The sequence below is a fragment of the Maridesulfovibrio sp. genome, assembly GCF_965230075.1.
Lineage (GTDB): Bacteria > Desulfobacterota > Desulfovibrionia > Desulfovibrionales > Desulfovibrionaceae > Maridesulfovibrio.
This window is the reverse complement of sequence record NZ_OZ245945.1, coordinates 4,279,091-4,304,653: the sequence shown is the minus strand read 5'-3', so window position 1 is coordinate 4,304,653 and position 25,563 is coordinate 4,279,091. Positions and strand designations below refer to the sequence as shown.

The following is a 25,563-nucleotide window of genomic DNA, read 5'->3' as shown; positions in this document are numbered from 1 at the left end:
AAAATCTCCTTAATAAATTATGATGACAGCCTTGCCGGGTCCGGCATGCTGTTTATCTGTTATGTAGGCATGCTTCGCTTATCATCTTTCGGTGCGGCTTCCAAGTGCTCTGTTAGGGAGTAAAAAAATCAGACGGCTAAGAATACCGTTTACTGTCAGATAAGTTTGTGAAAAAACGAATCTACATTGCCTTTTTAATCTAATACAGCAAAATGTGACTCCATACAAAGGAGAATATAAATTGGATACAGAAATTGATGCAGTCATAACCCGCTTTCAGAAAATAACTTATACCATTCCGTGGAACCTTTTTCTGCTTACTGTCGGGGGCTTTGTCGGTGCCTTGGCCATTAAAGCGATAATTATTCCCAATGCTTTCCTGCCCAGTGGTATTTCCGGGCTGGGGCTGCTCTTTTACTATATTTTTCCCCAGCTCAGTTCCGGGCTTTGGATTTTCCTGCTCAACATTCCGGTCTTTTTGATCGGCTGGTTTTGTATCAGCAAGAAATTCTTTTTTTATAGTCTGTACGGACTGATTTCGCTCAGTGCATTTATCGAACTGGTTCCTTGGACAATTCCGTTTACCGATAAATGGCTGGCCGTGCTTGCCGGTGGTGTTGTGCTGGGACTGGGGTCCGGTATTTCCCTGCGTTCACTAGGTTGCAGCGGGGGAATCGGTATTCTGCTGGTGCTGGTCCGCGAAAAACTGGGTATCAAACCCGGGCAGTTCTCCATGGCCTTCAATGCTGTTGTGCTGGGGGTCGGTACATTCTGGCTTAAACTCGATGATGTTCTTTATTCGCTGGCAATGATATATGTTGCTTCAGCCGCTATTGACGGGGTGCAGCGCCTTTTCAACCAGCGCAAACTGGTTCTGGTAATCACCACTTTTCCCGAAGACGTAGCCGGGGCGATCATGGCTAAAATGGGTAGGGGTACCACCCTGCTCAACGCCAAGGGCGGTTATACCCGGCAGGAGAAAACAGTGATCATGACTGTGGTTGATTCATTTAGGATCAAGCGTCTTGAATCCACTGTTTTTACCATTGACCCGGCGGCCTTTGTCATAATCGAATCAACCTTCAGCGTACTCGGAAAAGGTTTTTCCGTGCCGAGGTAAAAATGAGCAGACCCATCGCGCTTTTGACTGATTTTGGGCTGGATGACCCCTACGTGGGACAGATGAAAGGGGTACTGGCAGATCAGGCCCCTGATTCGCGCATCATTGACGTCAGCCACGGGGTGGAGCCGTTCTGCATTTCACAGGGTGCGTTTTTTCTTTCCGCAGCCATGGATCATTTTCCCAAAAATACGGTTTTTATCACCGTTGTAGATCCCGGTGTGGGCAGTGCGCGCAGGATCATAGCCGCTGAGTTTGGTGAACAGATTGTAGTAGCCCCGGACAATGGGGTGCTCGAACTTGCCGAAGCGCGCTTTTCCGGGACCATGATCGTCACCGATCTCAGCGAGGCCGCCGCAAAAATGCACAGCTCGGCGACATTCCATGGAAGGGATATTTTCTCTCCACTGGCCGCGTCCATTGCCTGCGGAATCTCTCTGGAATCACTTGGACCCAAGCTGCCCCTGCGCGAAATTGTGCGTTGCGGAATTGATAAGCCTGTCTGGCTGGAGGACGGGGTGGACGCAACCATCCTACACAAGGACCGTTTCGGCAATCTGGTGCTCAACATCCCGGATAAGCAGACCCTGCCCGAGCGTATGTCCATACCCGAGGAGCAGCTTCTCTCCGGCAATGACGCCAGCTGCGTGAAACGGGTCTGCTGCTATGCTGAACTTGAAACCGGGGCCACTGGACTTCTTGCCGGGAGCCAGGGCTATTATGAGCTGGCCCTTAACCGCGGGGCGGCCTCGGAAATGCTGGGCCTTGAACCGGGAGATATTTTGACTTTGAAATGGAGTGCCCAGTGCGATCGGGATTAGTAAGAGATTTTTTAATTACCCTTGGTTTCATGACCCGCATCGGTCCGGTCATGGATATTGAAGCAGATGATATCGGCCGGACTGTGAAGTGGATGCCTTTAAGCGGGCTGGTTCTGGGGGCACTGATCGCGCTTCCGTTCTGGCTGGGGTTGTTCGCTGGTAAATTCTGGATTCAGAGTTGGCTGACAGTGGCTGCTTCTGTTTACCTGACCCGTGGGCTGCATTTTGACGGCTTTGCGGATATTGCAGACGGGGCCGGACCTTATCCTGATCCTGAGCGGTTCTGGAAGATTATCAAAGACAGCTGCTCCGGGGTGTTCGGGGTACTGGCTTCGGTGCTGGCTGTGCTGGGGCAGGCGGTCTGTTTTTTCTATGTGTATGAGGCTGGAGCTTATGGAGCTGTGGTCTGGATTTTTGTGCTCGGCAGGTTGGGCAATGCCCTTATGAGCATGGTCGGCAAGCCGTTGGCAAGACCGGGACAGGGCAGTTTATCCATGCGCGGGGCGGACTGCCTTTCCATGGTCGTGGCTGCTCTTACTACCGTGCTCGTAGGAGTGTTTGCAGTCAGTCCGGCGGTGCAGCTATTGGCTTATTTCTTTTGCGCTGACGGGATATTCTTTTTGTTCCGGCTGGCAAAAAGGGTCAACGGAGCCAATGGGGATTTCCTCGGAGCAGCAGTGGTGCTTAGCGAATTAGCGGGACTGCTGGCATTCTGTGCTTTGAATTGATATATATGCATTATATTTTCAAACAAGCATAGGAAACAACATGGACGATCTGCCTACATTAAAGAAATTCGGGGAGCAGCTGGACCTCCTTAAGCGGCTTATTAAGGAAGGTAACGGGGAGCAGGCTGATTTTATTGCCCAGAACATGTATGAAAATTACGCCTATGCCCGCGACGGTTTTCTTTCACAGGAAGATGCAAACCTTGGGGCGCGTCATGATCTTGCTGAAAAAGACGAGCGTATCCATATTCTTGAAGGAAAGCTTAAAGAAGCCTACAGCGTCCATAATTCTGATTTCCAGCTTTTTGCCAAGTTCGGTAAGGCCCTGCAATATGTGAATGGCCTTAAATCTCTTTCCGGTTTGGCTGAAATGTTGACCGGGGTGGCGCAGGAGCTTGGTCTGGGGCGTATTGCGGTGGTTCTGGACCGGGAACTGTGTAAGGATATGCCCTGCCCGGATATTCCGACTTTTTATCTCAAGGGATGTATGCGTTATATTGACGCAACCTTGAATGATGGTTCCAACCGTGTTTTTCTCGGTCCTATTTCGCGGATGATGCGCCCGGATGTATTTTTCGGGGACCCGGAAGTTGGACCGGAGATGGGCGGTTCCTGCTTCGCTTTCGGGATGATGGATAAGTATACTCCAGGCAGGCTGATTGGTCTGTTTTCCATCCATGACCCTTCAGAAGATCGTTTTCATCCTGAAATGGGTACGGATTTCCTTGAGTATTTTTGTGACTCTGTGGCCTCGACCATCATCGATGTTATCAACCATGAGCGGGGTGAAATGTTGCGTGTTGATGTGGAGCGCATCACCCGGCATGATTTGAAAACCCCTCTAAACGCCGTAATTAACCTCCCTCATCTGTTGCTTGCTGATGAAACCGATGCTGAAAAGATTGAGTTGATCAAAAATATTCAGGATGCAGGATACCGTATGCTGGGTCTGGTCAACAGGTCTTATGATATCTACCGCATGGAGACGGATTCTTATATCCTGCGTCCGGAAAAGGTGGACGTGCTGCCGCTGATAAAGCGCATAGCAATTGACCTTCAGGACATGATTGAGAGTTGCGATTCTGACTTTAAAGTGCTCATTGACGGCAGTGAGGCCGGGGATGAAGATTCTTTTTATGTGCGCGGTGAGGACCTTCTGCTTTTTTCCATGCTTTCCAATCTGCTCAAGAACGGTCTTGAAGCCAGTCCGGCCGGGAATCCGGTAACAGTTAGGCTCAGTAGCGGCGAGTTTCCGCAAATTTCCATCCATAATTTTGGGGAGGTTCCGGCGGCGGTCAGGGATATTTTTTTCGAAAAGTATTCAACTGCGGGCAAGATTGGGGGAACAGGGTTGGGGACTTATTCCGCCAGTCTGATTGCCAAGGTCCACGGAGGCTCCATCAACATGGAGTCCGGTAAAGAAGGAACAACCGTTGTTGTTGATTTTAATCCCGCATCAGCGCGGGGAGGAGACGGGCAGCTTGAAGGTGAATTTTGAGCCGCTGCCCGGAGTTGATTCAATAATGAAGTTACCGTTGTGGTTTTCAGTGATGATGAAGTAGGACACTGAAAGACCCAGCCCGGTGCCGACCCCTTTGGGTTTGGTGGTAAAGAAGGGTTCAAAGACTCTTTTGCGGACATTTTCATCCATGCCCGGGCCGTTGTCTGAAATAGAAGTAGCCACGTAATCCCCTTCCTGCCAGATCTTGATTTCCAGCCTTGGATTTTCGCAATTACTTTCCTGCATTGCATGGGCGGCGTTGCCCAGAAGGTTAAGCATAACCTGCTCTATTTCCGTGGGCGCGCAGATTACTAGCGGCAGGTTTTCCTGATAATCCCTGACGACTTCTATTTTCCTGAAATCATATTTCTTTTTCAGATCATAATCCTGTTCAGCAAGTGCAACGGCGCTGTCGGCCAGTTCGTCGAGCTTGCATGTGGTGCGGTGCACATCGTTCTTGCGACTGAAGTTCAACATGTTCGTTATGATTCCAGCTGCCCGGCTAGCAGACTCCCGGACCCCGGAGAGAATTTTAAATATGCCCCGTTGTTCCATGTACTCGTTGAGAGTCTCAAGCGGGATACCCAGTTGTCGGGCAAATTGTTCGTTTTTAGCTAACCCCGGTTTTAGTCTACGTTCAATATTCTGGGTTCCCTGCAGTATCCCTCCTAAGGGATTGTTGATTTCATGGGCCATTCCTGCCGCAAGGCCACCTACAGACATCATTTTTTCAGTCTGGACCATCATTTCTTCAATACGTACATTGTCGGTTATGTCATCAAGACGAATAACTGCCCCGTCAAATCCTTCACTGATCAACGGATAGATAGTGATATTTTCATAGCGGGTTTCCCCGTTCACTGTGCGCGGAATTCGGACTTTCTGTTCATTTTTACCGCTGATAATCTGTTTTTTTACCTTGGCTATTTCCTTATCCAATTGGGGAAATATGGTGGAAAGCTGCTTGCCACTTACTGTTTCAAAATCAAGTCCACTGGCGTTTGCGGCCCCTTTATTCCAAAGGGTGATGGCTCCGCCGTTGTCCACTCCCACCAGTATGGAGGGCATGGAATCGATAATATTCTTCTGATGGTTGCGCAGCTTGATCAATTCCTGTTGCACTCTCGCGTGTTCCTGGATTTTGATTTCTAGCTGGTGGTTGCTGGCTGAAAGCTGCCTGTTGCCGTCTTCCAAAGCAGTAAGGAGTTGTTCCTTTTCTTCAATTGCGGATTTTATGGATTCCAGCATTTGGCTGATAACCGTACCCAGCTCCCTGATTTCCCTTGGACCTTCCTGCGGGATTTCAGAAGCGGAAACCCCTCCCTCGCGTATGGCCCGGGCTGCAGCGGTCAGTTTTATGAGTGGTTGGGCGATCTTGCTGGAGAGGATGGCGGCAAAGAAAAGAGCCAGAGCCAGTACTCCGATGGAGAGCATGGTTATTTCATTCCTGAGCATATGTCCCGGTTTTTCAAGGTCATCCATGTAAGCGGTGGAACATATATACCAGTCCAGCGGTTCGAAAAACTTGATATAAGCCCTCTTGCGGAAAGTGAAATCTCCTTTGTGCCGAGGAGGTTTATCCCATAAATACTCCATTACACCTTCAACATGGGCTGCATCCTTGAGTTCCAGAAAGAGGGGCTTGCCTGTTTCGGGATTTAAAAGGTCAGCTATGGGGATTGCTTCATAAACTGGGTGGATGACCAGTTCCGGTTTTCCTGAAAAGAGAAATATGTATCCATGCTTGCCAATTCTGGTTTTCTTGAAGCTTTCCCGCAGCTCCTGCAGCACGGCTTTGATTCTTATGTTTACTTCTTCCTCTATGTCATCAATGTAGACCCCGGAACCGACAATCCAGCCCCATTCCTTGAATAGTTCTACATAAGACAGTTTGGGTTGTTCCTTACTAAATCCTGTTTTAGTGGGCTTGGGCCAAAGGTATTCGACAAAACCGGATCCGTACTGTGTGCCGATTTTGCTGAAGGTGGCAAAGAGATTTTCTTTACTTGCCATTACCCCTTTGAAGCGGGGATCATCTAGGATTTTACCGTCCAGATCGGGCATGGTCGCATGCATGATCATCCGGGGTATTGGGGCAGTATCGTCATTTATCCAGATATATCCGGTGCCGTCATCGTAACGCATGTTTTTTAGTTGTTCGACGCTTAGCTTTTTTGCTTCGGATTCAGTAATGAGTCCCTGTTTGAATTTGTTGTAATTCAAACGGATAAGGTCAATGGATATGCCAACGATGTTTTGTAGTTGTTGCTTGCGGGCAGAAATTGCAGATTGTTCAGAAAAGACGATGCTTTGATATTGGTTGTTCACTTCCTGATAGACGGCATCCACGATTGCCTGCGCGTGGGCGAATTCAGATTCCATGACCGATTCGGTTACTGTGCGTTGGGCAAAGTAAGTCAGCCCGACTGTGGTCGCTATGACCAGTCCGGCAGCAAAGAAAAGCAGGATTGCTTTCATGGACTTGAACATTTGCCTCCCCGGCCAGAGTAATAGGAATCCGGTTCTACTGATATGAATATATCATAGTAATAAGAAGTGGTAAATTTATTTACGCTTCGGGGGGTTGCGGTTTTTAATGGAGGTCTATGTAAAAGGAATTCTGCGGGCCGTTCAGTAGTTGAAATGAATCAGCCTTGATGCGGATAATGGAATTTTCAGGCCCGGAAAAAGCGTCTGCAATTGCCGGTGCTGTTTCGGCAATTGCAGACTTAATGTTCTTGATTTCAGCGTCGTTAGTAACCGGAACAAAAGTCCCTTTGACTGTCAGGGCCATAATTTCATGACGTCTTTCAGACAGTTTGCCGTCCCGGTCATCTATCAGCAGGCTGACCTGCGGATTCTGGGACAGGTTTTGCCATTTGCGGCTTTTCCTGCTGCTGACCATGTAAATTTCATTGCAGTCCGCAGAACAGGCGTAGGCCATGAGCGAAGTGTGTATCCCGCTCTCGCCTGATGTTGCCAGAACAAGGATATTGCATTTACGGACAAGCTCCTGACAGCTGGTTAGTTGCTCATGGTTACTCATCTTTTACTCGAATAGAATTTTCTGACCTTCAATAAGGTCGCTGATTACCGAAGCGTCAGAGAGAGTGGAAGTATCACCGAAGTCGTCCTCTCCCACCGCAATGCTTCGCAGGATGCGACGCATTATTTTGCCTGAGCGGGTTTTGGGCAAGCCTTCAGAGAACTGGATAGCTTCGGGCACGGCAATAGGGCTGATCTTTTCGCTGATCCAGTCACACAGGGCCGCACGCATTTCGTCATCCTCATCAAGGCCGCTGCGCAAGGTTACGTAGGCGTATACCGATTGTCCTTTGACCTCATGGGGAATACCGACCACTGCGGCCTCAGTCACATCGGGATGGGCAATGAGTGCGGACTCAATTTCTGTGGTTCCCAGCCTGTGCCCGGAAACATTGATAACATCGTCAAGGCGGCCCATGATCCAGTGGAAGCCGTCTTTATCAATCCTCGCCCCGTCCCCGGTTTCATAGCACCCCGGAAAGCGTTCAAAGTATGTCCTGCGGTAACGGGTTTCATCATTGTGGATGTTGGTGAGCATACCGGGCCATGGTTTGGTGATCAGCAGGTGTCCGCCTTCATTTACAGAGGCTTCGCTGCCGTCACTGTGCACGATGGTGGTCTTGATTCCGGGAAGGGGGTGTCCGGTTGATCCGGGCTTGAGCTTACCTACATAGGGCAGTGGTGAGATAAGGATGCCTCCGGTTTCAGTCTGCCACCAAGTGTCCAGCAGGGGCAGTTTGCCTTTGCCGATGTGTTCGTGGAACCAGATCCAGACTTCCGGGTTGATGGGTTCGCCCACGGAACCGAGGATGCGCAGGGTGGAGAGGTCGTATTTTTCGGTCCACTGCGAGCCTTCGCGCATGAGGGAGCGGATGGCTGTGGGAGTGGTGTAAAAGATATTCACCCCGTAGCGGTTGATGATTTCCCAGTAGCGGTCCGGGCGGGGGTAGGTTGGAACACCTTCGAAGAGCAGGGTGGTGGCGCCAAGGGCCAGCGGTCCGTATACTGTGTAACTATGTCCGGTGATCCAGCCGATATCAGCAGTGCACCAGTGCACGTCATCGTCCTTGAGATCGAACACCCATTGGGTCGTGTGAGCGGTGATGGTCATGTACCCGCCGGTGCTGTGTACAATCCCTTTGGGCTTCCCGGTGGAACCTGAAGTGTGCAGGATAAAGAGCGGGTCTGTGGAACGCATGGATTCGGGCTTGCAGTAGTCTTCAATGTCAGGTGCTGACATTTCTTCCTGCCACCAGGTGTCGCGGCCCTCGATGAAATCAATTTCATCCCCGGTGCGTTTGACCATAATGACCTGCTCAACTGAGGGGCATTCGAAAAGGGCTTCGTCCACATTGCGCTTCAAGGGGATTTTTTTACCGCCGCGGAGTACTCCGTCTGCGGCAATGAGGACCTTTGCGTCGCAGTCGATGATCCGGTTCTGCAGGCTGACTGCGGAAAATCCGGCGAAAATAACTGAATGTATTGCCCCGATACGGGCGCAGGCCAGCATGGAGATTACCAGTTCAGGGACCATGGGCAGGTAGATGGCTACCCGGTCGCCCTTGGAAACACCCATTTTTTTGAGCACATTGGCGAAACGGCAGACTTTGCGGTGCAGCATGTGATAGGTGAAGACCCGGACTTCCTCTTCAGGTTCGCCCTGCCAGATAAGGGCGGCTTTATTGCGCCTGCCGTTATCCAGATGGCGGTCAAGGCAGTTTTCAGAAGCGTTCAGCCTTCCGCCTTCAAACCATTTGTATTCATTCTTTTCTGGATTCGCTTCAAGGGCTGTTTTGAAATCCCGTTTCCAATGCAGCAGCTCGCGTGCTCTTTCAGCCCAGAATTCTTCGGGATTTTCATCCGCCATACGGCAGGCTTCTTCGTATTTTTGCGCTGTAAGATTAGATTTTTCCAGCATTTCCTTTGGGGGATCAAAGGTTCGTTCTTCGTTCATCAGGTTTTCAATGCTGTTCTCACTCATATTTCCGGCTCCGACTCATGAAATTTTATGCTGGTTTGTGTACACTTCACTTATTCATATACGCTGTTTCAGCCGGGTTGAACAGGGTTGCGGACCATAACCATTGGCGGAAATGGAATATTTAGGGCTGTGTTGAACGCTTTCTGCTTGATATGCAGCGCGATCAGCGGGTATGTAGAGAGTTGTGGAAGGATAAGCAACGGACCCCTAACAAGAGGCTTTCATGAGCGTTATCAATCTGGAATATCTTTTTCAGCCCGGATCAGTGGCTGTAATCGGTGCAACCAATGACCCTGCCAATGCAGGAAATATTCTCATGCGTAACCTTATGGGCGGGGGATTTCTCGGCCCGGTGATGCCGGTGAGTACTGATGCTGAGGCCATTTCCGGGGTTCTGACTTACAAGGATGTGGCTGACCTGCCCAAGGTTCCTGACCTTGCAGTGATCTGCCTTCCTCTTCAGGAATGTCCGCCGCTTCTGAAAAGGCTCAGCGAAATCGGGGTTAAGGCTTGTGCTTTGATCGGTCCGGGGTTTAGCGCCATTCCCGAGGATGAACGGGTCAGGCTGCGGGCCGAATTGCTGCAGGCGGCCAATTCTCCGCAAATGAGAATCCTAGGTCCCAAGAGCCTCGGTTTCATTGTTCCGGCCTTGAATCTCAATGCCAGCCTTGCGCCCTTGCCGGCCAAAGCGGGCAAGATCGCTTTTGTTTCCCAGTCGGACAGCTTTATTCCCACAGTTCTGGACTGGGCGGCCACTAATGATATTGGTTTTTCCCATGTAGTTTCACTCGGCAGCCGTATCGACCTTACTTTCGGGGATGTGCTTGATTATCTCGGCTCCGACGCTCAGACCCGTTCTATCCTTCTCTATATCGAATCCATTAACGATGCCCGCGACTTTATGTCCGCAGCCCGTGCTGCCTCGCGCAACAAGCCGGTTCTGGCAATTCGTCCGGGACAGGCTTTGCAGCACGTAACACAGGAGCTGTCCCGTCTGGATAATGCCATGATCGCCCGCGCTGAAGAAGTCTACGATGTAGCCTTTCGTCGGGCCGGGATGCTGCGGGTGCAGACTATTGACGGCATGTTTGACGCGGCCCAGACCCTTGCCAGCTTACGCCAGCCTGTTCGCGGAAACCGTCTGGCAATCATCGTCAACGGAACCAGTGCCGGACTTACCGCTGCGGACGGTTTGATCCGTCGGGGCGGGAAACTGGCTAAGCTTTCCGAGGAGACGGTTGAAAAGCTGAATGACGTATTTGACGGTGAGTGGAGCGGTGGCAATCCGGTGACCATCAAGTTCGATACTCCCGGTCAGAAATACGTCGATGCTCTCAAGATACTTATTAAGGACAAGGGCGTGGATGCCGTGCTGGTTGTACATGTGCCTTTTGCCGGAATTGCCAGTGCCGAGGTGGCGGAAATTATAGCCAAAGGATTGAAACGGGTCCGGCGCATGGTGCTGACCTCATGGTTGGGATCGGACATGTCCCGAAAATCGCGTAAGATTTTCTCCCTGCACGGTATTCCCACTTACGAGAGTGCGGATCAGGCTGTGCGGGCCTTTATGTATATGGCCGAGTATCAGCGCAACCAGGAATTGCTTACTGAAACTCCGGACTCCCTGCCCACGGACTTTTTCCCGGACACCACCACAGCCCGCGAGACAGTGCATAAGGCTCTTTCCGAGGGGCGGCAGGAACTTAACGAACCGGAAGCGCGCAAGGTACTTGCGGCTTACGGTTTGCCTGTGGTGGAAACAAGGGTGGCAGTCTCCGCTCGTGAAGCTGTCATTGCAGCAGACGAGATCGGTTGTCCGGTGGCCCTGAAGATTCGTTCTCCGCAGATCAGCCAGCCCTACGATGTAGGTGGTGTTGTCCTTGACCTTGAAAGTACCGAAAAGGTCTGGGAAGCAGCTGCGACCATGCTCACCCGCGTTAACCGTCAACGCCCGGATGCTTACATTGAGGGCTTCACCGTCCAGAAAATGGGTCGCAGGCTGGGAGCGCATGAATTGTTTATTTCCGCGTCCGCTGACTCTACCTTCGGACCGATTATTCACTTCGGGCATGGCGGCATGACCCGTGAGGTGGTCCGTGATCAGGCTGTAGCCATGGTCCCCTTGAACATGAGCCTTGCCCGGGAGCTGATCAGTAGAACCCGTATTTCACGCTTGCTTTCCGGTACCCCTACCCAGCCGCCTGCTGATATTGATGACCTTTGCCTGACCCTGATTCAGGTCTCGCAGCTGTTTATCGACATTCCTCAGATTGTACATCTGGATATTAATCCCCTTTACGGTGATGACACCGGGGTACTGGCCCTTGGAGCCAAGATTCTGGTTGCCGAGTGCCGCGAGGATTGCCCGCAGCTGGCTATCCGTCCCTATCCCCGTGAGCTTGAGGAATGCGTAGTACTTCGGGACAGCAGGCAGGTAACCCTGCGTCCCATCCGTCCCGAAGATGAACCGGCCCATTACAAATTTTTGGAGCAGGTTTCAGATGAAGATATGCGCATGCGCTTTTTCGGCGTAGTGCGCAGGGATTTTGACCACAAGGACATGTCCCGTTTTACCCAGATCAACTATGACCGTGAAATGGCCTTTATAGCCACAGCCATAGGCGAAGATGGAAAACCGGAGACTCTCGGGGTGGTGCGTACTTCCACCAAGCCGGATAATTCCGAGGCCGAATTCGCCATTGTGGTCCGCTCCGATTTGAAAGGCACCGGATTGGGCTCCATGCTGTTCCATAAGATTATCAGCTACACCAAAGAACGCGGCACCCACTGGCTGGTAGGCCAGACCCTTTTTGAGAACAAGGCCATGCAGGGTCTTTCCCGCAAGTTCGGGTTTGAGATCAGGGAAAATTATGATGAAGATCTTGTGGAAATGCGTCTGGATTGCACCAAGTTGGAAGATGAAGCGGAGTAGAGTTGAATTATCCTGAACCTGCGTCAAACCGACGCAAAACATTCATATCCAATATTCTTAAGTCCCTCTTCGCCGGGGGACTTATTTTCTGGCTGATTCGTTCTGGAGGAATTCGTCCGAAGTACCTGATGGTTGCTGCTGACCATATTCCGGTTCTGGGGGCGGCCTGCCTGATCATTGCTTTGGGGATGAGTCTTGGCGCAGTTCGCTATGTGGAGTTGTTGAAAGGTGCGGGATTGCCTATTTCCCTTAAGGACAGCTTCAAGATCTCCGCGATTATGTATTTTTTCACCCAATGCGTCATGGGTTCGGCCAGTGGAGATGTGGCCCGCTATTTTTATACCACCCGTATTACCGGGAAGGGGGCACGGGTCGGTGCGGCCATTATTGTGGACCGAATTATTGGGATTATGGGACTGTTTATGTTTGGCGGTCTGGGCATGGCCTTCAACTGGTCCCTTGTAGAACATTCGCCAGAATTGCGAATTCTTGCGGTTCCGGCACTGGGAATCCTTTGTTTGATCTGGCTGAGCGTGCTGCTGGGGTTTCTGGCTCTTGTGCGCGGGCGCATGGCGGGCTTTGCGGTCGGGCTGATATTTCCGGGGCTGGCCGGAATATTGTGTGTTTTGGGCTCAGGATTTCTAGGAGAGGAAGTTGGTCCGGTTCTATTCTATGCTGCACTCCTCTCTCTTGCTGCACCGTTGATTGCTCCTGAATTTTTGGAGACAGGTGTTATCTACCGGATATTTTTCAAGGATTCGAAGCTTGGAGAAAAGATAGGGGAAGTTGTTTCTGCTTTGATGCTTTACAGGAATTCTGCAGGTACGGTTTTGAAGATTGTAGGGTTGACCGCAATCCAGCATTTTTCCTTTGTCTTTGCTATCTATCTGCTGGCCCGTATTCAGAATCTTCCGTTGTTGCCTGATTTTAACGAAGTTTTTTTCGCGGCCCCGCTTTCTTTTCTTGCCGGGGTGATTCCTGCTCCTGCCGCCGGACTGGGAGTCAATGAGGCAGCCTTTGAGACCCTGCTCTATTTAGGTTCCTGCGGAAGTGTTACTGCCGGAGCTTCCATTTTTCTCATGTATAGAATCTGGACAACTCTTTTCAGTTTAAGCGGACTCTACTTTGTGATGCGTTCCAAAAAATGAAACCATGTCGGGTCGTTCTGCGGGGTAAAGCGTTCTTGCGAAGACCTTACCCGGGTGAAGGACCGGACATGGTTTTAAGGAACCTGCGCTTGTATCGGCAGTTCCTGACACCCTCCCGATTGATGTCTTGCCTATCTGATCGGTATGCGGGAAAAAAACTTTACACGCTTTAATAAAAGTAATTTGTAAACCGACCCTTGCATAAACATGGGCGGGGTATGTATGGTTCTTCTAATAAGTCCAACCAATCGCAACCGGCGGAGTCTCTAATTGAGGAAATTACTTTTATTTTTCATAACTGCATTCCTATTGAATTCACACTGTGCCGATGCTCTGGCTGATAACGGTACTTCTGCTTCCCCGCCAGAGCAGCAGAGAGGAGCCGATCAGTCGCTGGTGCTGCTAATGGAAGGTAACCTGCGTTTTGTTAAGGGGAGTAGCGTTTATCCCAATCAGACCTCCCATCAGCGCAAGGTTCTGGCCTTAAGGGGACAGAATCCGTTTGCCACTGTGGTTACCGCTTCTGATTCGCGGGTGGACCCGGTGTTGATTTTTGACCGCGGCCTCGGTGATCTTTTTACTGTACGCCTTGCAGGTAATGTGGCTGGATCTGATACGTTGGCCTCGGTGGAATATTCCATGCTGGCCCTTGAAACTCCGTTGTTGGTAGTCATGGGCCATACCCGTTCCACCCTGATCAAGGCTGCTATTGATAAGGTTGAACTGAAGGGGCATCTTGTGCAGCTCATGGGCAAATTGGAACCGGCCATTCAAATGACCCGTGTGCTTTATCCTTCCCTCAAGGGCGGAGAACTGGCGGATAGGGTGGCGGAAACCAATGTCCGTCAGGTCATGCGTGAGATCTTGAGCCAATGTCCGGCTATCCTTGAAAAGGTCCGTTCCGGCAAGGCCCAGCTTATGGGCGCTATTTATGATACTGATACAGGAGCAGTGCGCTGGCTCGGTCCGTAGGTATAATTTTTAAGTGTTAATGCAAGGCAATTTCGTGCTATAATAGATTACGAGGTTGCCTTTTTTATGTCCTGTTCCAGAACGACCTGCGTAGCGCACGGAGTTATTGTCGTGATTGAGAATGAACTGAACAATGTGCAGAAGAACAGCTTCAAGCTCTTTTTTAAGATATTTATTGTGGCTGGCAGTATTGTAGCCGCAATGATGTTTCTGTTCTTTTACGCGGATCAGAAAAATCATTTAGAACAGTTGAAAATGAGAGAGCAGGCTTCTGTTGACCTGCAGGAAGACGTTATTAAGGACAGCCTTGATATTCTTGTCAGTGATCTGCTTTTTCTAGCCGGGCAATATCCACTTATTGATTATTGCAACTCTGATTATGAAGGAGAGAAACGCAACATTGAGAAGGAATTTTATAATTTTCTGTTCTGTAAGAAGAAATATAATCATGTCGTGTTCCTAGATAGTTCCGGAATGGAAAAAATCAGAGTCAATTACAATAAGGGGGACCCGTGGATTGTTGCTGATGATAAATTGCAGGACAAATCCAAACGTTACTATTTTGCTGATTGTCTTCCCCTTGAAGAGCGAGAAGTCTTTATTTCTCCCCTTGATTTGAACGTTGAGCGCGGGCATGTGGAAAAACCGTTTAAACCGGTGATTCGTTTGGGAACCCCGGTTTTTGACTCAGAAGGAAATAAGGACGGAGTTCTGATCTTCAACTATCTTGCCCAAGACTTGCTTGATCGAATTTTAAGTATTGATGCTGTTGCTGAGAGTGTGAAAATGCTCGTTAATTCAGATGGATATTGGTTGTTAGGTCCTGAGAGGGAGAGCGAGTGGGGATTCATGATTCCAGAACGGAAAAATATTTCTTTTGCCAATGAATATCCGAATGAATGGGAACACATGCTCAAAGAAAAGAAGGGCCAATTCTTTACAGCCAACGGTCTGTTTACCTTTGTGACCATTCATCCACTGCGGGAGGGATACCGTTCCAGTACCGGAGCTGGCGGTCCTTATCTTCCGAGCAGGATGATGGTCAGTTCTGCAGGCTATTTCTGGGTTCTTGTTTCTCATCTTCCTGAGGCCCTTGTGCAGGAAAGATCCGGTGAACTGGCTTCCAACATGCTTCTGTTGGGAGGCGTATTTTTCATTCTCGTAGCAATCGGGGCATGGGTTATTGCGGTGGCTTTTACAAAGCGCCGTCTTTATCAGGAGCAGCTGATCAGGACTGCCATGTATGATTCCCTGACCGGGCTTCCTAACCGGAAACTTTTTTTTGATCGCTTGGAAAACCTGATTGAAAGTTCCGACCGTTATGGCCGCAGGTTTGCTCTCGTCTACCTTGACCTAAATGGATTTAAAAAGGTCAACGACACATTGGGACATGCCGTGGGTGATGAACTGCTGATCGGCGTAGGCGAAAGGCTTGCAGGCAGTTTGCGCAAATCGGACACGGTTGCCCGTCTTGGTGGTGATGAATTTGCGCTGATCCTACCTGAAGTGAGCACCCCGGAACAGCTTAGGGAAGTCTGTTCCAAGATGTATGCGTGTTTCTCTACGTCTGTACAACTCAGTGTAAAAAGCGTGATGGTTGAATTCAGTGCCGGGGCAGCTCTTTTCCCCTTGCACGCTGCAGACAGTGAAGCTCTGGTCAGGGTTGCCGATGCAGCTATGTACCGTGCCAAAAGAAAAGGGCAGAGTAGCTGTGTAACAGTCGGCGCTGAAGGGTAGGACGGCTAATCCACCTGAATTTCATAAGCCTTGAGCTTGCGGTAAAGAGAACTTCTTTCCAGACCAACGGCTTCGGCCAGCTTTGAAACATTCCCCTTGTATTCGCGGAGCTTCGCTTCAAGGAACTGGGCCTCAAAATCAGCACGGGCCTTTTTGAAATCAACCTCTCCTTCTGGTAGGGGCAAGGGGAGCTGCTCTTGATCAACATCTGTTTTTTCAATGCGCGGTCCGTTGGCGATTTCCGGAGGAAGTTTGTCCGGCCCGACTTCCTTGCCGCCGAACATGATTAGCATTCTTTCCACAAAGTTTTTCAATTCACGGACATTGCCCGGCCATGAGTACTCGGTCAGAACCTTGAGAGCCGGTTCGGTGAAAGTCAACTGCTTGAATCCGTGCTGGCGGTTCAGGATGGTAATGAATTCATCAATCAGCAGGGGGATGTCTTTGGAACGGTCACGCAACGGTGGGACTTCCAGCGGGAAAACCTTCAGTCGGTAGTACAGGTCTTCACGGAAATTACCGTTCTTGATTTCCTGAAACAGGTCCTTGTTGGTAGCAGCTATCACGCGCACATCCACATTGATGGTTTTCCTGCCACCGACCCGTTCAAAGCGTTGTTCCTGAAGGATGCGCAGTATTTTTGCCTGTGTTTTCAGGCTCATATCCCCGATTTCATCAAGGAATAGGGTGCCGTTGTCGGCCAGTTCAAATTTACCTTCTTGAGCTTTTTCGGCCCCGGTGAACGCACCTTTTTCGTGGCCGAAAAGTTCCGACTCAATCAACTCTTCAGGGATTGCCGCACAGTTTACCGCTACAAGTGGTTTGTCCGCCCTCTGGCTTTGGGAGTGGATGGAGCGGGCTACGATTTCTTTACCGGTACCGTTTTCACCAGTGATAAGTACCCACGCGTCAGTAGGAGCTACCTGTCCGATTACTTCACGCATGGAATCAATGGATTCAGATTGTCCGGTTAGTCTGGCGGGCTGTTCTGCGGCAATGCGGGTACGCAGGGCTTTGTTTTCCGATTGCAAACGTGAGAATTCCACGGCTTTTTCCGCAGTGATAACCACCTTTTCAAGTGAAAGCGGCTTTTCAATGAAGTCAAAGGCTCCCTTCTTGATGGCGGAAACTGCGGTTTCAATATTGCCGTGCCCGGAGATCATGACCACAGGCAGCCAGTCCCATTCTTTCTTGATATGGTCGAGGACTTCAAGGCCGTCCATGCCCGGCAGCCAGATATCCAGAAATACAAGGTCGGGCTGTTCATCGCTGAGATGTTCAAGGGCCTTTTCGCCTGATTCGGCTTCGCTTACTTCAAAGCCTTCATCTTCGAGAATTCCGCGCAGGGAGTATCTGATGCCGTCTTCGTCATCAACAATCAGTATATTTTTGCTCATCTATATTTCCGTACGTGTTTCAAAGGAAAAATTATCTTCTTCTATCAACTGGGTGCAGGCATCAACTGCTTCAGGATCATACGCTGTTCCGCGTCCTCGTGCAATTTCCGCCATGGCTCTGGGCAACCCAAGAGCTGCACGGTATGGACGGTGGGAACTCATGGCTTCTACAACGTCGGCTACTGCTATGATGCGGGCTTCACGAAGTATGTTCTTTCCGCTGAGACCTTTGGGGTATCCGCTTCCGTCAATGCGTTCATGGTGCTGGATGACGATGTCGGCCACGGGCCATGGAAAGGAAATGCCTTTCAGGATTTCATAGCCTGCTTCACTATGGGTTTTCATCAGGTTCATTTCAAGGTCGGTCAGCCTGGTCGGCTTGGAAAGGATTTCTGCCGGGATGGAAATTTTTCCGACATCGTGCAGAATACCCGCAATCCTGATGCAGTTTATTTCTTCGGCAGAGAGTTGCATTTTTACAGCTATGCGGCATGCCAGTTCTGCGACGCGTTGTTGGTGTCCTGATGTGTAAGGATCGCGTTTTTCAGACATGGCAGTCAGGGAAGCAACTGTTTCATCAAAAGTTCGCCGCAGCTGACTAAGGCTTCTCTTCAAGGCATCTTCACTCTTCTTGAGTTCAGAAATATCGCGTAGCACCACGACCTTACCCACAACATTATCTTTTTCTGATATGCCTGAAATGTTGACAGATATAGGTGTTGTGCCTTGGGTGCTCTTAAGAACTACATCGCCGAGAATGGGGTCATTATTGGAAAATATTTTGATGGGTTCCATTGTCCCACTTTCGAAGATATCTACAGTATCCTGAAAATTGCGTCCGAACATGCCGTCTATATCGCTGTTCATGAGTGAACACGCGGCCTTATTCATGGATTTGATCCGGCCGTGGTGGTCGGTGGTGATGACAGCATCATCAATGCTGTCGAAGGTGGTTTTCAGCCAGCGGCGGTTTTCATTGAGAGTACTTTCAGCACGGTGTTTGTAGAGGGCCATTTCAATGGTCAGATTGAGTTCCCGGTCTTCGAAAGGCTTGATGATATAGCCGAAAGGCTCGGTTATCTTGGCCCTTTTCAGGGTATCGTTGTCTGCATATGCTGTGAGGTAAATTATAGGGATATCGTGTTTTTTGTTGATGGCTGCAGCAGCGTCGATACCGTCCATGTCACCTTCAAGCATGATGTCCATGAGGATAAGATCCGGGGAACTTTCCTCAACAAGCTTTAAGGCCTGCTCACCGGAAGCGGCTACTCCGGTCACTTCGTAGCCGAGGGATTGAAGCCGTCCCTGTATATCCAAAGAGACAATAGCCTCGTCTTCCACAACCATAATGCGGGGCGGGAGTTTGTTTGCTGCATTCTTCTCGGAGTATGAAATCATGTAAATCCCATTTGTTACTGTTCACCAAAGCGGGTGAATTTTTGAAATACGGTATTATATTAAACGATATTATAACTAACAGGCAAGCATAAGGAAAAATATATCAGGTCGGAAGTTCCAGCACGAATATGGTGCCGTGGGGATCAGCCGGCTTGACTCTGATAAATCCGCGATGGTCGGTGACAATGGATTTGACAATGGTCAGCCCCAGTCCGGTTCCGCTTTTTTTGCTGGAGAAGTATGGTTCGAACATCCGTGAACGTTCATCCGCAGACAGTCCGGGACCGTTATCCTGTACCTCGACCCTGAGCCAGCCGAGGGTGGCATCATGCATGGCGGTTATGGTTACTGACGGGGATTCGCAGTTATCCAAAGCTTCCGCAGCATTGGTCAGCAGGTTGATCAAAGTACGGCGCATGGCTTCACGGTCCAGTTCCAATTGCGGCAGTTTGCCATCAAAGTTCAGGGACCATTCAATATTGCTGTGGCTGTTGCGGTACAGGCTGACTACTTCTTCAAGCAGGGGGCCGATGTTGTCCGGTTTGAGCCGCACCTCAGGCAGTTTGGCGTAGGCGGAGAATTCTTGAACCATCTGTTGCAGATGTTCAACCTGGGAAATGATCAGGTCCGTACTTTCCCGGAAAACATTGTCCTCAATCTCCGGTCCGAATTTGCGTTGCAACCTTTGGGCTGAGAGTTTGATAGGCGTGAGCGGGTTCTTGATCTCGTGGGCGATGCGTCGGGCAACCTCGCGCCATGCTGCAATGCGCTGCATTTTTTCCAGCTCGGTAATATCTTCGAACACGGCCACGATACCGGTGCTGGAATCCCCGGCCTTGAGGGCCACAACGTTGACCAGAAATTTTCTGTGCCTGCCTTCCACGGTGAGGGAAAGCTGTCTCTGCCATTGCGAGAAGGGGCTGGTGGCCATGTGCGAGCGGGCTTCGGCAATGAGTGAGGCCAGATCGCCTTCGGGTAAAAGGGCCAGCGGGTCCCTGCCGTGCACAAAGCGGGCTTCGATGCCTAGCATTTCCTCAATGGCCGAGTTAACGGTGCTGATCTTACCCTCTTCGTTAAGGGAGATAACCCCGGCGGTGATGTTATTGAGAACCGCTTCCATGTAGCGGCCCCTGCGTTCCAGTTCCTGATTCTGCTGCGCCAGTCTGTCGTTGGCGGTTTTCAGGCTTTTCTGGCTGTCTTCAAGGTCTTCTGCCATGCGGTTGAAGGATTGGACCATGAATCCCAATTCATCGTCTGAACGGTCCTCAAGACGCACGGAAAGGTCACCGCGGGCAATGCGCTGTGAACCGGCAGCCAAGGCTTGAATAGGTGCAGAAAGCTCCTTGGAGAGGCGGAATCCGAACCAGATTGAGCCGAGGATAATCAGCAGGGTGGTTACGCCCAAGGTCAGGTAAAGACTCATTTTGAGCGGATATTTTAGGGTCTTGAGCTGCTTGTATTCGTCAAGGCCGCGAACAACCCGGTCCAGTTTGTAGAGCAGTCCCTGACCGATATTTTCCCCGATGATCAGATATCCGGTCTTGCCTTCGTCAACAGGTAGGATACCGATGACCATGTCATTGCCGGGCATGGGATGAATGGTGGACCAGAAGCGGGGATTCTTTTTCATATCCTCCCAGTCGACCTTGGCGTTGATCTCCGACCATGCCTTATCCCACGAACCTTGGGAATACCAGTTGATCTTCTTACGGTCCGGGCGGACAACCCCGAGCAGGCCGAGGTCATATTCACCCAGCTTTTTACCGAGAAATTTTTTCATGGATTTACCGCCCCATGCGTAGCGGCTTTCCTTGATTGTTCCGATGATATTCTCCCCGCGCCGTTCCAACCCTTCCTGCGCCGAAGCGTAAAAGGCTCTTCCCAGCTCAAGGGATTGGACCATGGATTCTTCAACCTGATTCTTGAACCAGTAATCCACGGAAATCTGCACGAACTGCATGGCCATGAAAAACATGAGCAGGGTCGGCACAAGGGAAAGAGACATGAAGGATAGGACCATGCGCGTTCGCAGCTTGGAACCGAGAACCCTGCGCCTCCGTTCAAGGAGCAGCTTAACTCCGTTGCGGACCACGATGAAGAGGACAATGAGCAGCAGGATGAAGTTCAGGTTGAATAGACCCACGAAAAGGTAGGAGTTCACACCGATGTATTTGAGCTGCACAAAGCCCAGCCCCACAAAAACCAGCAGGCAGAAAAAGGCAATATAATATTCCCGTTGTCTGCGCTTGCGTTCCTTTGTGTCGGGCACACTTATTTTGATATTCTGTTCAGTCATGGCGGCCCTGAAATCAGTAGGTGAAATCCAGCTGGTAGGTGGCGGCTGGAATTATGTCCCAAGACCAGAAAAAGAGGGTATTTTTAAGCCATGCCGGGACTTCTGTGCGGTCGAGACGTACTTTCAGGCGCAGGTTGTATCGTTCCCCTCGCTTGAGTGTGGACCATGGGCCTAAATCAAGGACAAAGCTTTTCCATTCTTCGCGTAAAAGGATGGACAGGCTTTTGTTTTTAAAAATCTGGGCTCCGGGCTTTTCCAGCACAAATTCATTGGAGAGGGAGTCGAAGTAGAGTTTGCTGATGTATGTTTTGCCTGCGACCTTTGAGTCCAGCCAGACATTTTTGTGTTCATAAAGGGAAGCCTCACAAACAAGCTTGAGCTTCATGCCGTTTTGCAGGGCATCTTCCACCTGAGTATCGGCGGCAAGTTCAATTCCGAAGCGGGCCATGATGGAACCAGCCTGATTATCAAGGACCATGTTCTTGAGTTGCAGGGAGCTGGCCTGTGCGGCAACCGGAAGGAAAAGGGTGAATATGCCCAGCCATAGGAGCAGCACTCTCCAGCTATTGGAGAGTGAACAAGTTTGCTGAGCTGTTTTTATCATTGATGTTTCCGCTTTCATTAGAAATATTTTCCTCCCGTTTCCGGGCTTAACGTACCAGCCGCCAATCATTTGTTCAACACCATGATTGCAGAGTGTTACATTTGATATGAAACTGTCTTTTCAAATCATAATGGTATATAAAAGTTAGATCGGAGTTATAGCGGAGGTCATATAATCAGATGCTCAAAAAGATACGCACACATTGGAACAGGTTGAATCGGCCGGGTAAGGTCGGGGTGATTGTTGCCGGACTGTTCATTCTGTATACCCTCATCGGTTTTTTTCTCATTCCCTTCACCATTAAGAAAGTTGCGCTCGCCAAGCTTCCCCCTGTGCTGAACAGGGAGGTGCGTATTGAACGGGTCGAGCTGAATCCGTATACCCTGCATCTCAAGGTATATGGCTTTGAGATCAGCAAAAAAGAAGGTGAAGGAAACCTGTTCGCTTTCAAGGTTTTTGATCTCAACTTCGATTCGTTTTCCTTGTTTCGGCTGTCTCTGATTCTGGATCATATTGGAATTGAGGACCCGTTGGTTGATGTTTCCATCTTCCGGGGCGGAAGCAGTATTTCAGACCTTATTCCGCAAGGGGATGTTGAAGAACAACCCGAAGGTGCTGAAGAAGAAAAAAGTCTTTTCCCCTTTATTCTTCGCGATCTGGACGTAACCAATGGAACCTGCCGTGTTTACGATAAGGTCCGCGATGTGCAGCATGAAATTTCCGGTCTTGATCTTTTCATTCCTTTTACCTCATCTCTGACCCGGGATAACGAGAAGCAGGTTCAGCCGACCCTGAACATGGTTGTTAACGACACTCCTTTTGCCATGAAAGGGCATACCCTGCCTTTTAACCAGAGCTTGAAGACCGAGTTCGACTTTTCTTTAAAAAATGCTCAGTTGGCTGAATATTGGCCTTACCTGCCTATCTACGAAACTACCGAACTTAAGAGCGGTAGTCTCAGCTCTGATCTGGTTCTTGCTTTTGAGCGCGGGGATTCCATCCTGCCGAGGGTGCAGATCAGTGGTAAAGCCAATATTACCAATTTTGATCTTGCAGCTAGAAAAGGAGATTCTCTACTTAAATTTAAAGACCTTGATGTAGAGATAGAGGAAGTTCGTATCCTACAACGTATACTGAAGATTTCATCCATCCGTTTGAGTGATCCTTATCTTAAGGTCGGGCTCAAGGAAGACGGTAGTCCGGACCTACTTGATTACCTTGCTCCTTCCATTGAGGCCGGGGAGGAGTCCAAGAAAGTTGAAGACGGAATCAAGGCTGAAGGCGGTCCCGCCTTAGCTGCATTGGTTAAGGATTTCAGGCTTGATAACGGGATGGTGGATTTCACCGACAATGCTTTCGGCAAGGGCTTCAACAAGAAGATCGGGCCGATTATGGTCCATGCCGGGAATGTGAGCACTGCGGAGAATGCAGCCGGGAGCTGGGATTTCCGCATCGGTTCCAATGCTACCGAGATCATCAGCGGTCAGGGCGGATTGTCTGCTGTTCCCCTGTCCGTGAACGGTTCCATGGCCTTGGAGGATTTGGATATCCCCGACTACCATGTTTATTTGGACGATCCCCTGCCTTTGGATGTTGCCGAGGGTAAGGTCGGGCTGGGTAGTGATTTTCAGCTGGGTCTCCAGAATGGTACTTCCGTGCGGCTGGAAAATATCCGGGTCAATGTTGATGGGCTTAAGCTCCAGCCCAAGGGCGGCGGCAAGACCCTAATTGGTCTTGGCGGATTTGCCATGAGTAACGGTACTGTGGACTTGCAAGAAAAATCCGTGCTCATCGACTCCATTGACCTTAATAAGCTTCTGATCCGGCTTATGCGCGATAAAAAGGGCATTGATCTGCTCAAGCAGATTGAACAGCATCAGAAGAATGCCAAGGCTACGAATGTAGGCGTTCTGGTTAAGCAGCAGGAAGAATCAGCAGAGTCTGCTGATGCGGAGGGTGAGCCGTGGAAGGTGGCCCTGAACAGGTTTCAGCTTGTGGATTCCGGGTTTGAATTCACAGACCGGGCAGCCACCAAGAAGACCGTCACCAATATCAGTGACATTAAAATCGGGCTTAACGGGTTGACCTATCCGGAAGAAAAGCCCCTTGCGCTGAATCTTTCCGCTCTTATCAACAAGCGCGGTTCTATTAAAATAAACGGACAGGCCGGTCCGCAATCCCTGAAGGGGAAGGGCAGTGTGCTGGTCCGCAAATTGCGGTTGCGTGATTTCAACGGCTACCTGCCGTCGCAGATGCAGATGAATATTGCCCGCGGACACATAGATGTACATGGTAATTGGGATTTCTCAGCGGTAAACGAGCCTGTTGCCGGATACACAGGCAAGGTCCAGCTTAAGGACCTGCTCATCCGCGACAATCAGGGCAACAAGCAATTTTTCCATCTCGATGATTTGGCTGTGCGTGGGATAGATTTCCGTTCCGCTCCGCTCAAGGTCAAGGTCGGTTCCATTGCCGTGCTAGCTCCTCAGGCTAACCTTGAACGGGAGCAGGATGGCACATTTAACCTTGCGCGTATGCTGACTGGAAAGCGTGCCGAACCTGTGGATGAAAAGGCAGTGGAAGAGCAGGCCGAAATTGCGGCGGAAAAAGCTGAAGTGGCGCAGGCGGAAGGTATCGCTCCAGCTGACGGGGTAGCTGAACTCAAGGAACCCACTGTCGCAGAAAAGGAAGAGAATAATATCTTCATAGATAAAATTTTCATGACCAACGGCACGGTGACCTTCAAAGATTACGTTGTCTCCCCGGCATTTGAGTTGGACATCACCAAGATGCGTTCTGCCGTGCGCGGTCTGGAATTGCCCCATGGTGAGCGCACTGACCTTTCTTTTAATGCCACTTTGGACCGACAGTCTCCGCTGGTGGCTGAAGGTTTTCTGCAGCCCACAACCGAAGGGGCTGATACGGATATCACTATTTCCCTTGCCAATCTGGATATGACCCAGCTTTCGCCTTACACTGAGAAATTTATCGCCTATCCGGTCAGTACCGGAATGCTTAGTTCCGACGTAGGTGTGAAGCTGCGTGGCAAGTTGATAGCTGTGGATAACGTTTTTGACATTTACCAGTTTGAGGTCGGCGACAAGGTGGATAATCCCGATGCGCCGAATATTCCTATCGGTCTAGGGCTGGCTTTGCTCAGGGATAGCAGCGGCAATATCCGGTTGGATATCCCGGTAGAAGGTGACCTTTCCGATCCTCAATTCAGGCTGGGCAAGGTCATCGGGCGGGCCATCGTCAACCTGCTGGTTAAGGCCGTAACTTCGCCTTTCGCCCTGATCGGTGCGCTGGTCGGCGGTGGCGAGGATATGGATGTCATGGCCTTTGAAGCAGGCAAGGACGGCTTCAAGGAAGGCGAACAGTCCAAGATTGAGTCTGTTGCCAAGGCCATGGCTGATCGTCCGGGGCTTAAGCTGGAGATCAGTGGATTTACAGCGCCGGAGGATATTCCGGCCATGGAAGAGACTGAGTTCCGCAGGCAGGTAGCCATGCCCAAGTTTCTTGAGCTTGAAGGCGATGAGAATGCACCCAAGTCTGTTGACGAAGTTGTGGTGACTGAGGAAGAGTATCCTGAATATCTGGAAGCAGCTTACAAGGATGCTACCTTCGAAAGGCCGACCAACTTCCTCGGTATCGTAGTGGCTCAGCCCGTACCGGATATGGAAAAGGCCCTGCGGGATCACATCAAGATTACCGATACGCAACTGGCTGATCTCGCACGGCGCAGGTCAGAAATGGTACGTACCTTCCTAGTTGAGCAGTCCGGTATTGCACCGGAAAGGGTGTTCCTTAAAGGAATGTCCGCCACCGGAAAGGGAACTGGGCCGCGTGTTGAGCTTGGGTTGCAATAGTTTTGTTGCGCAAC

16 protein-coding genes are annotated in these 25,563 nt (G+C 50.3%); 9 read left to right on the top strand and 7 right to left on the bottom strand.

Annotated features, from left to right (window positions below):
• Positions 1-241 precede the first annotated feature (241 nt).
• From ACO05Z_RS19365 to ACO05Z_RS19350, 4 genes are read left to right on the top strand one after another with little or no spacing between them, the layout of a single operon-like run.
• Positions 242-1,120: a YitT family protein gene (locus ACO05Z_RS19365; protein ID WP_421903834.1), complete on the top strand. Its 879-nt coding sequence runs from the start codon at positions 242-244 to the stop codon at positions 1,118-1,120.
• A 2-nt stretch (positions 1,121-1,122) separates the two neighbouring features.
• Positions 1,123-1,941 (top strand): SAM hydrolase/SAM-dependent halogenase family protein, encoded by an 819-nt coding sequence (locus ACO05Z_RS19360; RefSeq protein ID WP_421903833.1) that lies wholly within the window; start codon positions 1,123-1,125, stop codon positions 1,939-1,941.
• On the top strand, positions 1,926-2,669 hold the full coding sequence (locus ACO05Z_RS19355; RefSeq protein WP_421903832.1) for an adenosylcobinamide-GDP ribazoletransferase: 744 nt from the start codon (positions 1,926-1,928) through the stop codon (positions 2,667-2,669). The genes ACO05Z_RS19360 and ACO05Z_RS19355 overlap by 16 nt, the downstream gene beginning before the upstream one ends.
• Before the next feature lie 40 nt (positions 2,670-2,709).
• Complete coding sequence (locus tag ACO05Z_RS19350; RefSeq protein ID WP_421903831.1) at positions 2,710-4,167, top strand: ATP-binding protein; 1,458 nt, start codon at positions 2,710-2,712, stop codon at positions 4,165-4,167.
• On the opposite strand, the gene ACO05Z_RS19345 is transcribed toward ACO05Z_RS19350, so the two are convergent.
• The 3 genes from ACO05Z_RS19345 to acs all read right to left on the bottom strand — a co-directional run bounded on the left by ACO05Z_RS19345 (position 4,126) and on the right by acs (position 9,196).
• On the bottom strand, positions 4,126-6,660 hold the full coding sequence (locus ACO05Z_RS19345; protein ID WP_421903830.1) for a cache domain-containing protein: 2,535 nt from the start codon (positions 6,658-6,660) through the stop codon (positions 4,126-4,128). The genes ACO05Z_RS19350 and ACO05Z_RS19345 overlap by 42 nt on opposite strands.
• Before the next feature lie 103 nt (positions 6,661-6,763).
• Positions 6,764-7,216 (bottom strand): pyridoxamine 5'-phosphate oxidase family protein, encoded by a 453-nt coding sequence (locus ACO05Z_RS19340; RefSeq protein WP_421903829.1) that lies wholly within the window; start codon positions 7,214-7,216, stop codon positions 6,764-6,766.
• A gap of 3 nt (positions 7,217-7,219) precedes the next feature.
• Positions 7,220-9,196 (bottom strand): acetate--CoA ligase, encoded by a 1,977-nt coding sequence (gene acs, locus ACO05Z_RS19335; protein ID WP_421903827.1) that lies wholly within the window; start codon positions 9,194-9,196, stop codon positions 7,220-7,222.
• 223 nt (positions 9,197-9,419) lie between these two features.
• Here acs and ACO05Z_RS19330 point away from each other — a divergent pair, with 223 nt between their 5' ends.
• The 4 genes from ACO05Z_RS19330 (at position 9,420) to ACO05Z_RS19315 (ending at position 15,985) form a co-directional block, all read left to right on the top strand.
• Positions 9,420-12,128 carry a GNAT family N-acetyltransferase gene (locus ACO05Z_RS19330; protein WP_421903826.1) on the top strand — a complete coding sequence of 903 codons (2,709 nt, stop codon included), beginning with the start codon at positions 9,420-9,422 and terminating at the stop codon, positions 12,126-12,128.
• Between the two features lie 2 nt (positions 12,129-12,130).
• Positions 12,131-13,276, top strand: a complete 1,146-nt coding sequence (locus ACO05Z_RS19325) for a lysylphosphatidylglycerol synthase transmembrane domain-containing protein (protein ID WP_421903825.1) — start codon at positions 12,131-12,133, stop codon at positions 13,274-13,276.
• A 270-nt stretch (positions 13,277-13,546) separates the two neighbouring features.
• Positions 13,547-14,248 carry a carbonic anhydrase gene (locus tag ACO05Z_RS19320; protein WP_421903824.1) on the top strand — a complete coding sequence of 234 codons (702 nt, stop codon included), beginning with the start codon at positions 13,547-13,549 and terminating at the stop codon, positions 14,246-14,248.
• 111 nt (positions 14,249-14,359) lie between these two features.
• On the top strand, positions 14,360-15,985 hold the full coding sequence (locus ACO05Z_RS19315; protein WP_421903823.1) for a diguanylate cyclase domain-containing protein: 1,626 nt from the start codon (positions 14,360-14,362) through the stop codon (positions 15,983-15,985).
• Between the two features lie 5 nt (positions 15,986-15,990).
• Here the strand turns inward: ACO05Z_RS19315 and ACO05Z_RS19310 are convergent, their stop codons facing one another.
• From ACO05Z_RS19310 to ACO05Z_RS19295, 4 genes are all read right to left on the bottom strand, one after another.
• Positions 15,991-17,382, bottom strand: coding sequence for a sigma-54-dependent transcriptional regulator (locus ACO05Z_RS19310; protein WP_421903822.1), 1,392 nt, complete (start codon positions 17,380-17,382; stop codon positions 15,991-15,993).
• The gene (locus ACO05Z_RS19305; protein WP_421903821.1) at positions 17,383-18,780 is read right to left on the bottom strand and encodes an HD domain-containing phosphohydrolase; all 1,398 of its coding nucleotides are present in this window, start codon (positions 18,778-18,780) and stop codon (positions 17,383-17,385) included. It lies immediately after the preceding gene.
• A 103-nt stretch (positions 18,781-18,883) separates the two neighbouring features.
• Positions 18,884-21,076, bottom strand: coding sequence for a sensor histidine kinase (locus tag ACO05Z_RS19300; protein WP_421903820.1), 2,193 nt, complete (start codon positions 21,074-21,076; stop codon positions 18,884-18,886).
• 13 nt (positions 21,077-21,089) lie between these two features.
• On the bottom strand, positions 21,090-21,680 hold the full coding sequence (locus tag ACO05Z_RS19295; RefSeq protein ID WP_421903819.1) for a DUF4390 domain-containing protein: 591 nt from the start codon (positions 21,678-21,680) through the stop codon (positions 21,090-21,092).
• A 179-nt stretch (positions 21,681-21,859) separates the two neighbouring features.
• Between ACO05Z_RS19295 and ACO05Z_RS19290 the strand changes: the two genes are divergently transcribed.
• On the top strand, positions 21,860-25,549 hold the full coding sequence (locus tag ACO05Z_RS19290) for a DUF748 domain-containing protein (RefSeq protein WP_421903818.1): 3,690 nt from the start codon (positions 21,860-21,862) through the stop codon (positions 25,547-25,549).
• Positions 25,550-25,563: the final 14 nt, after the last annotated feature.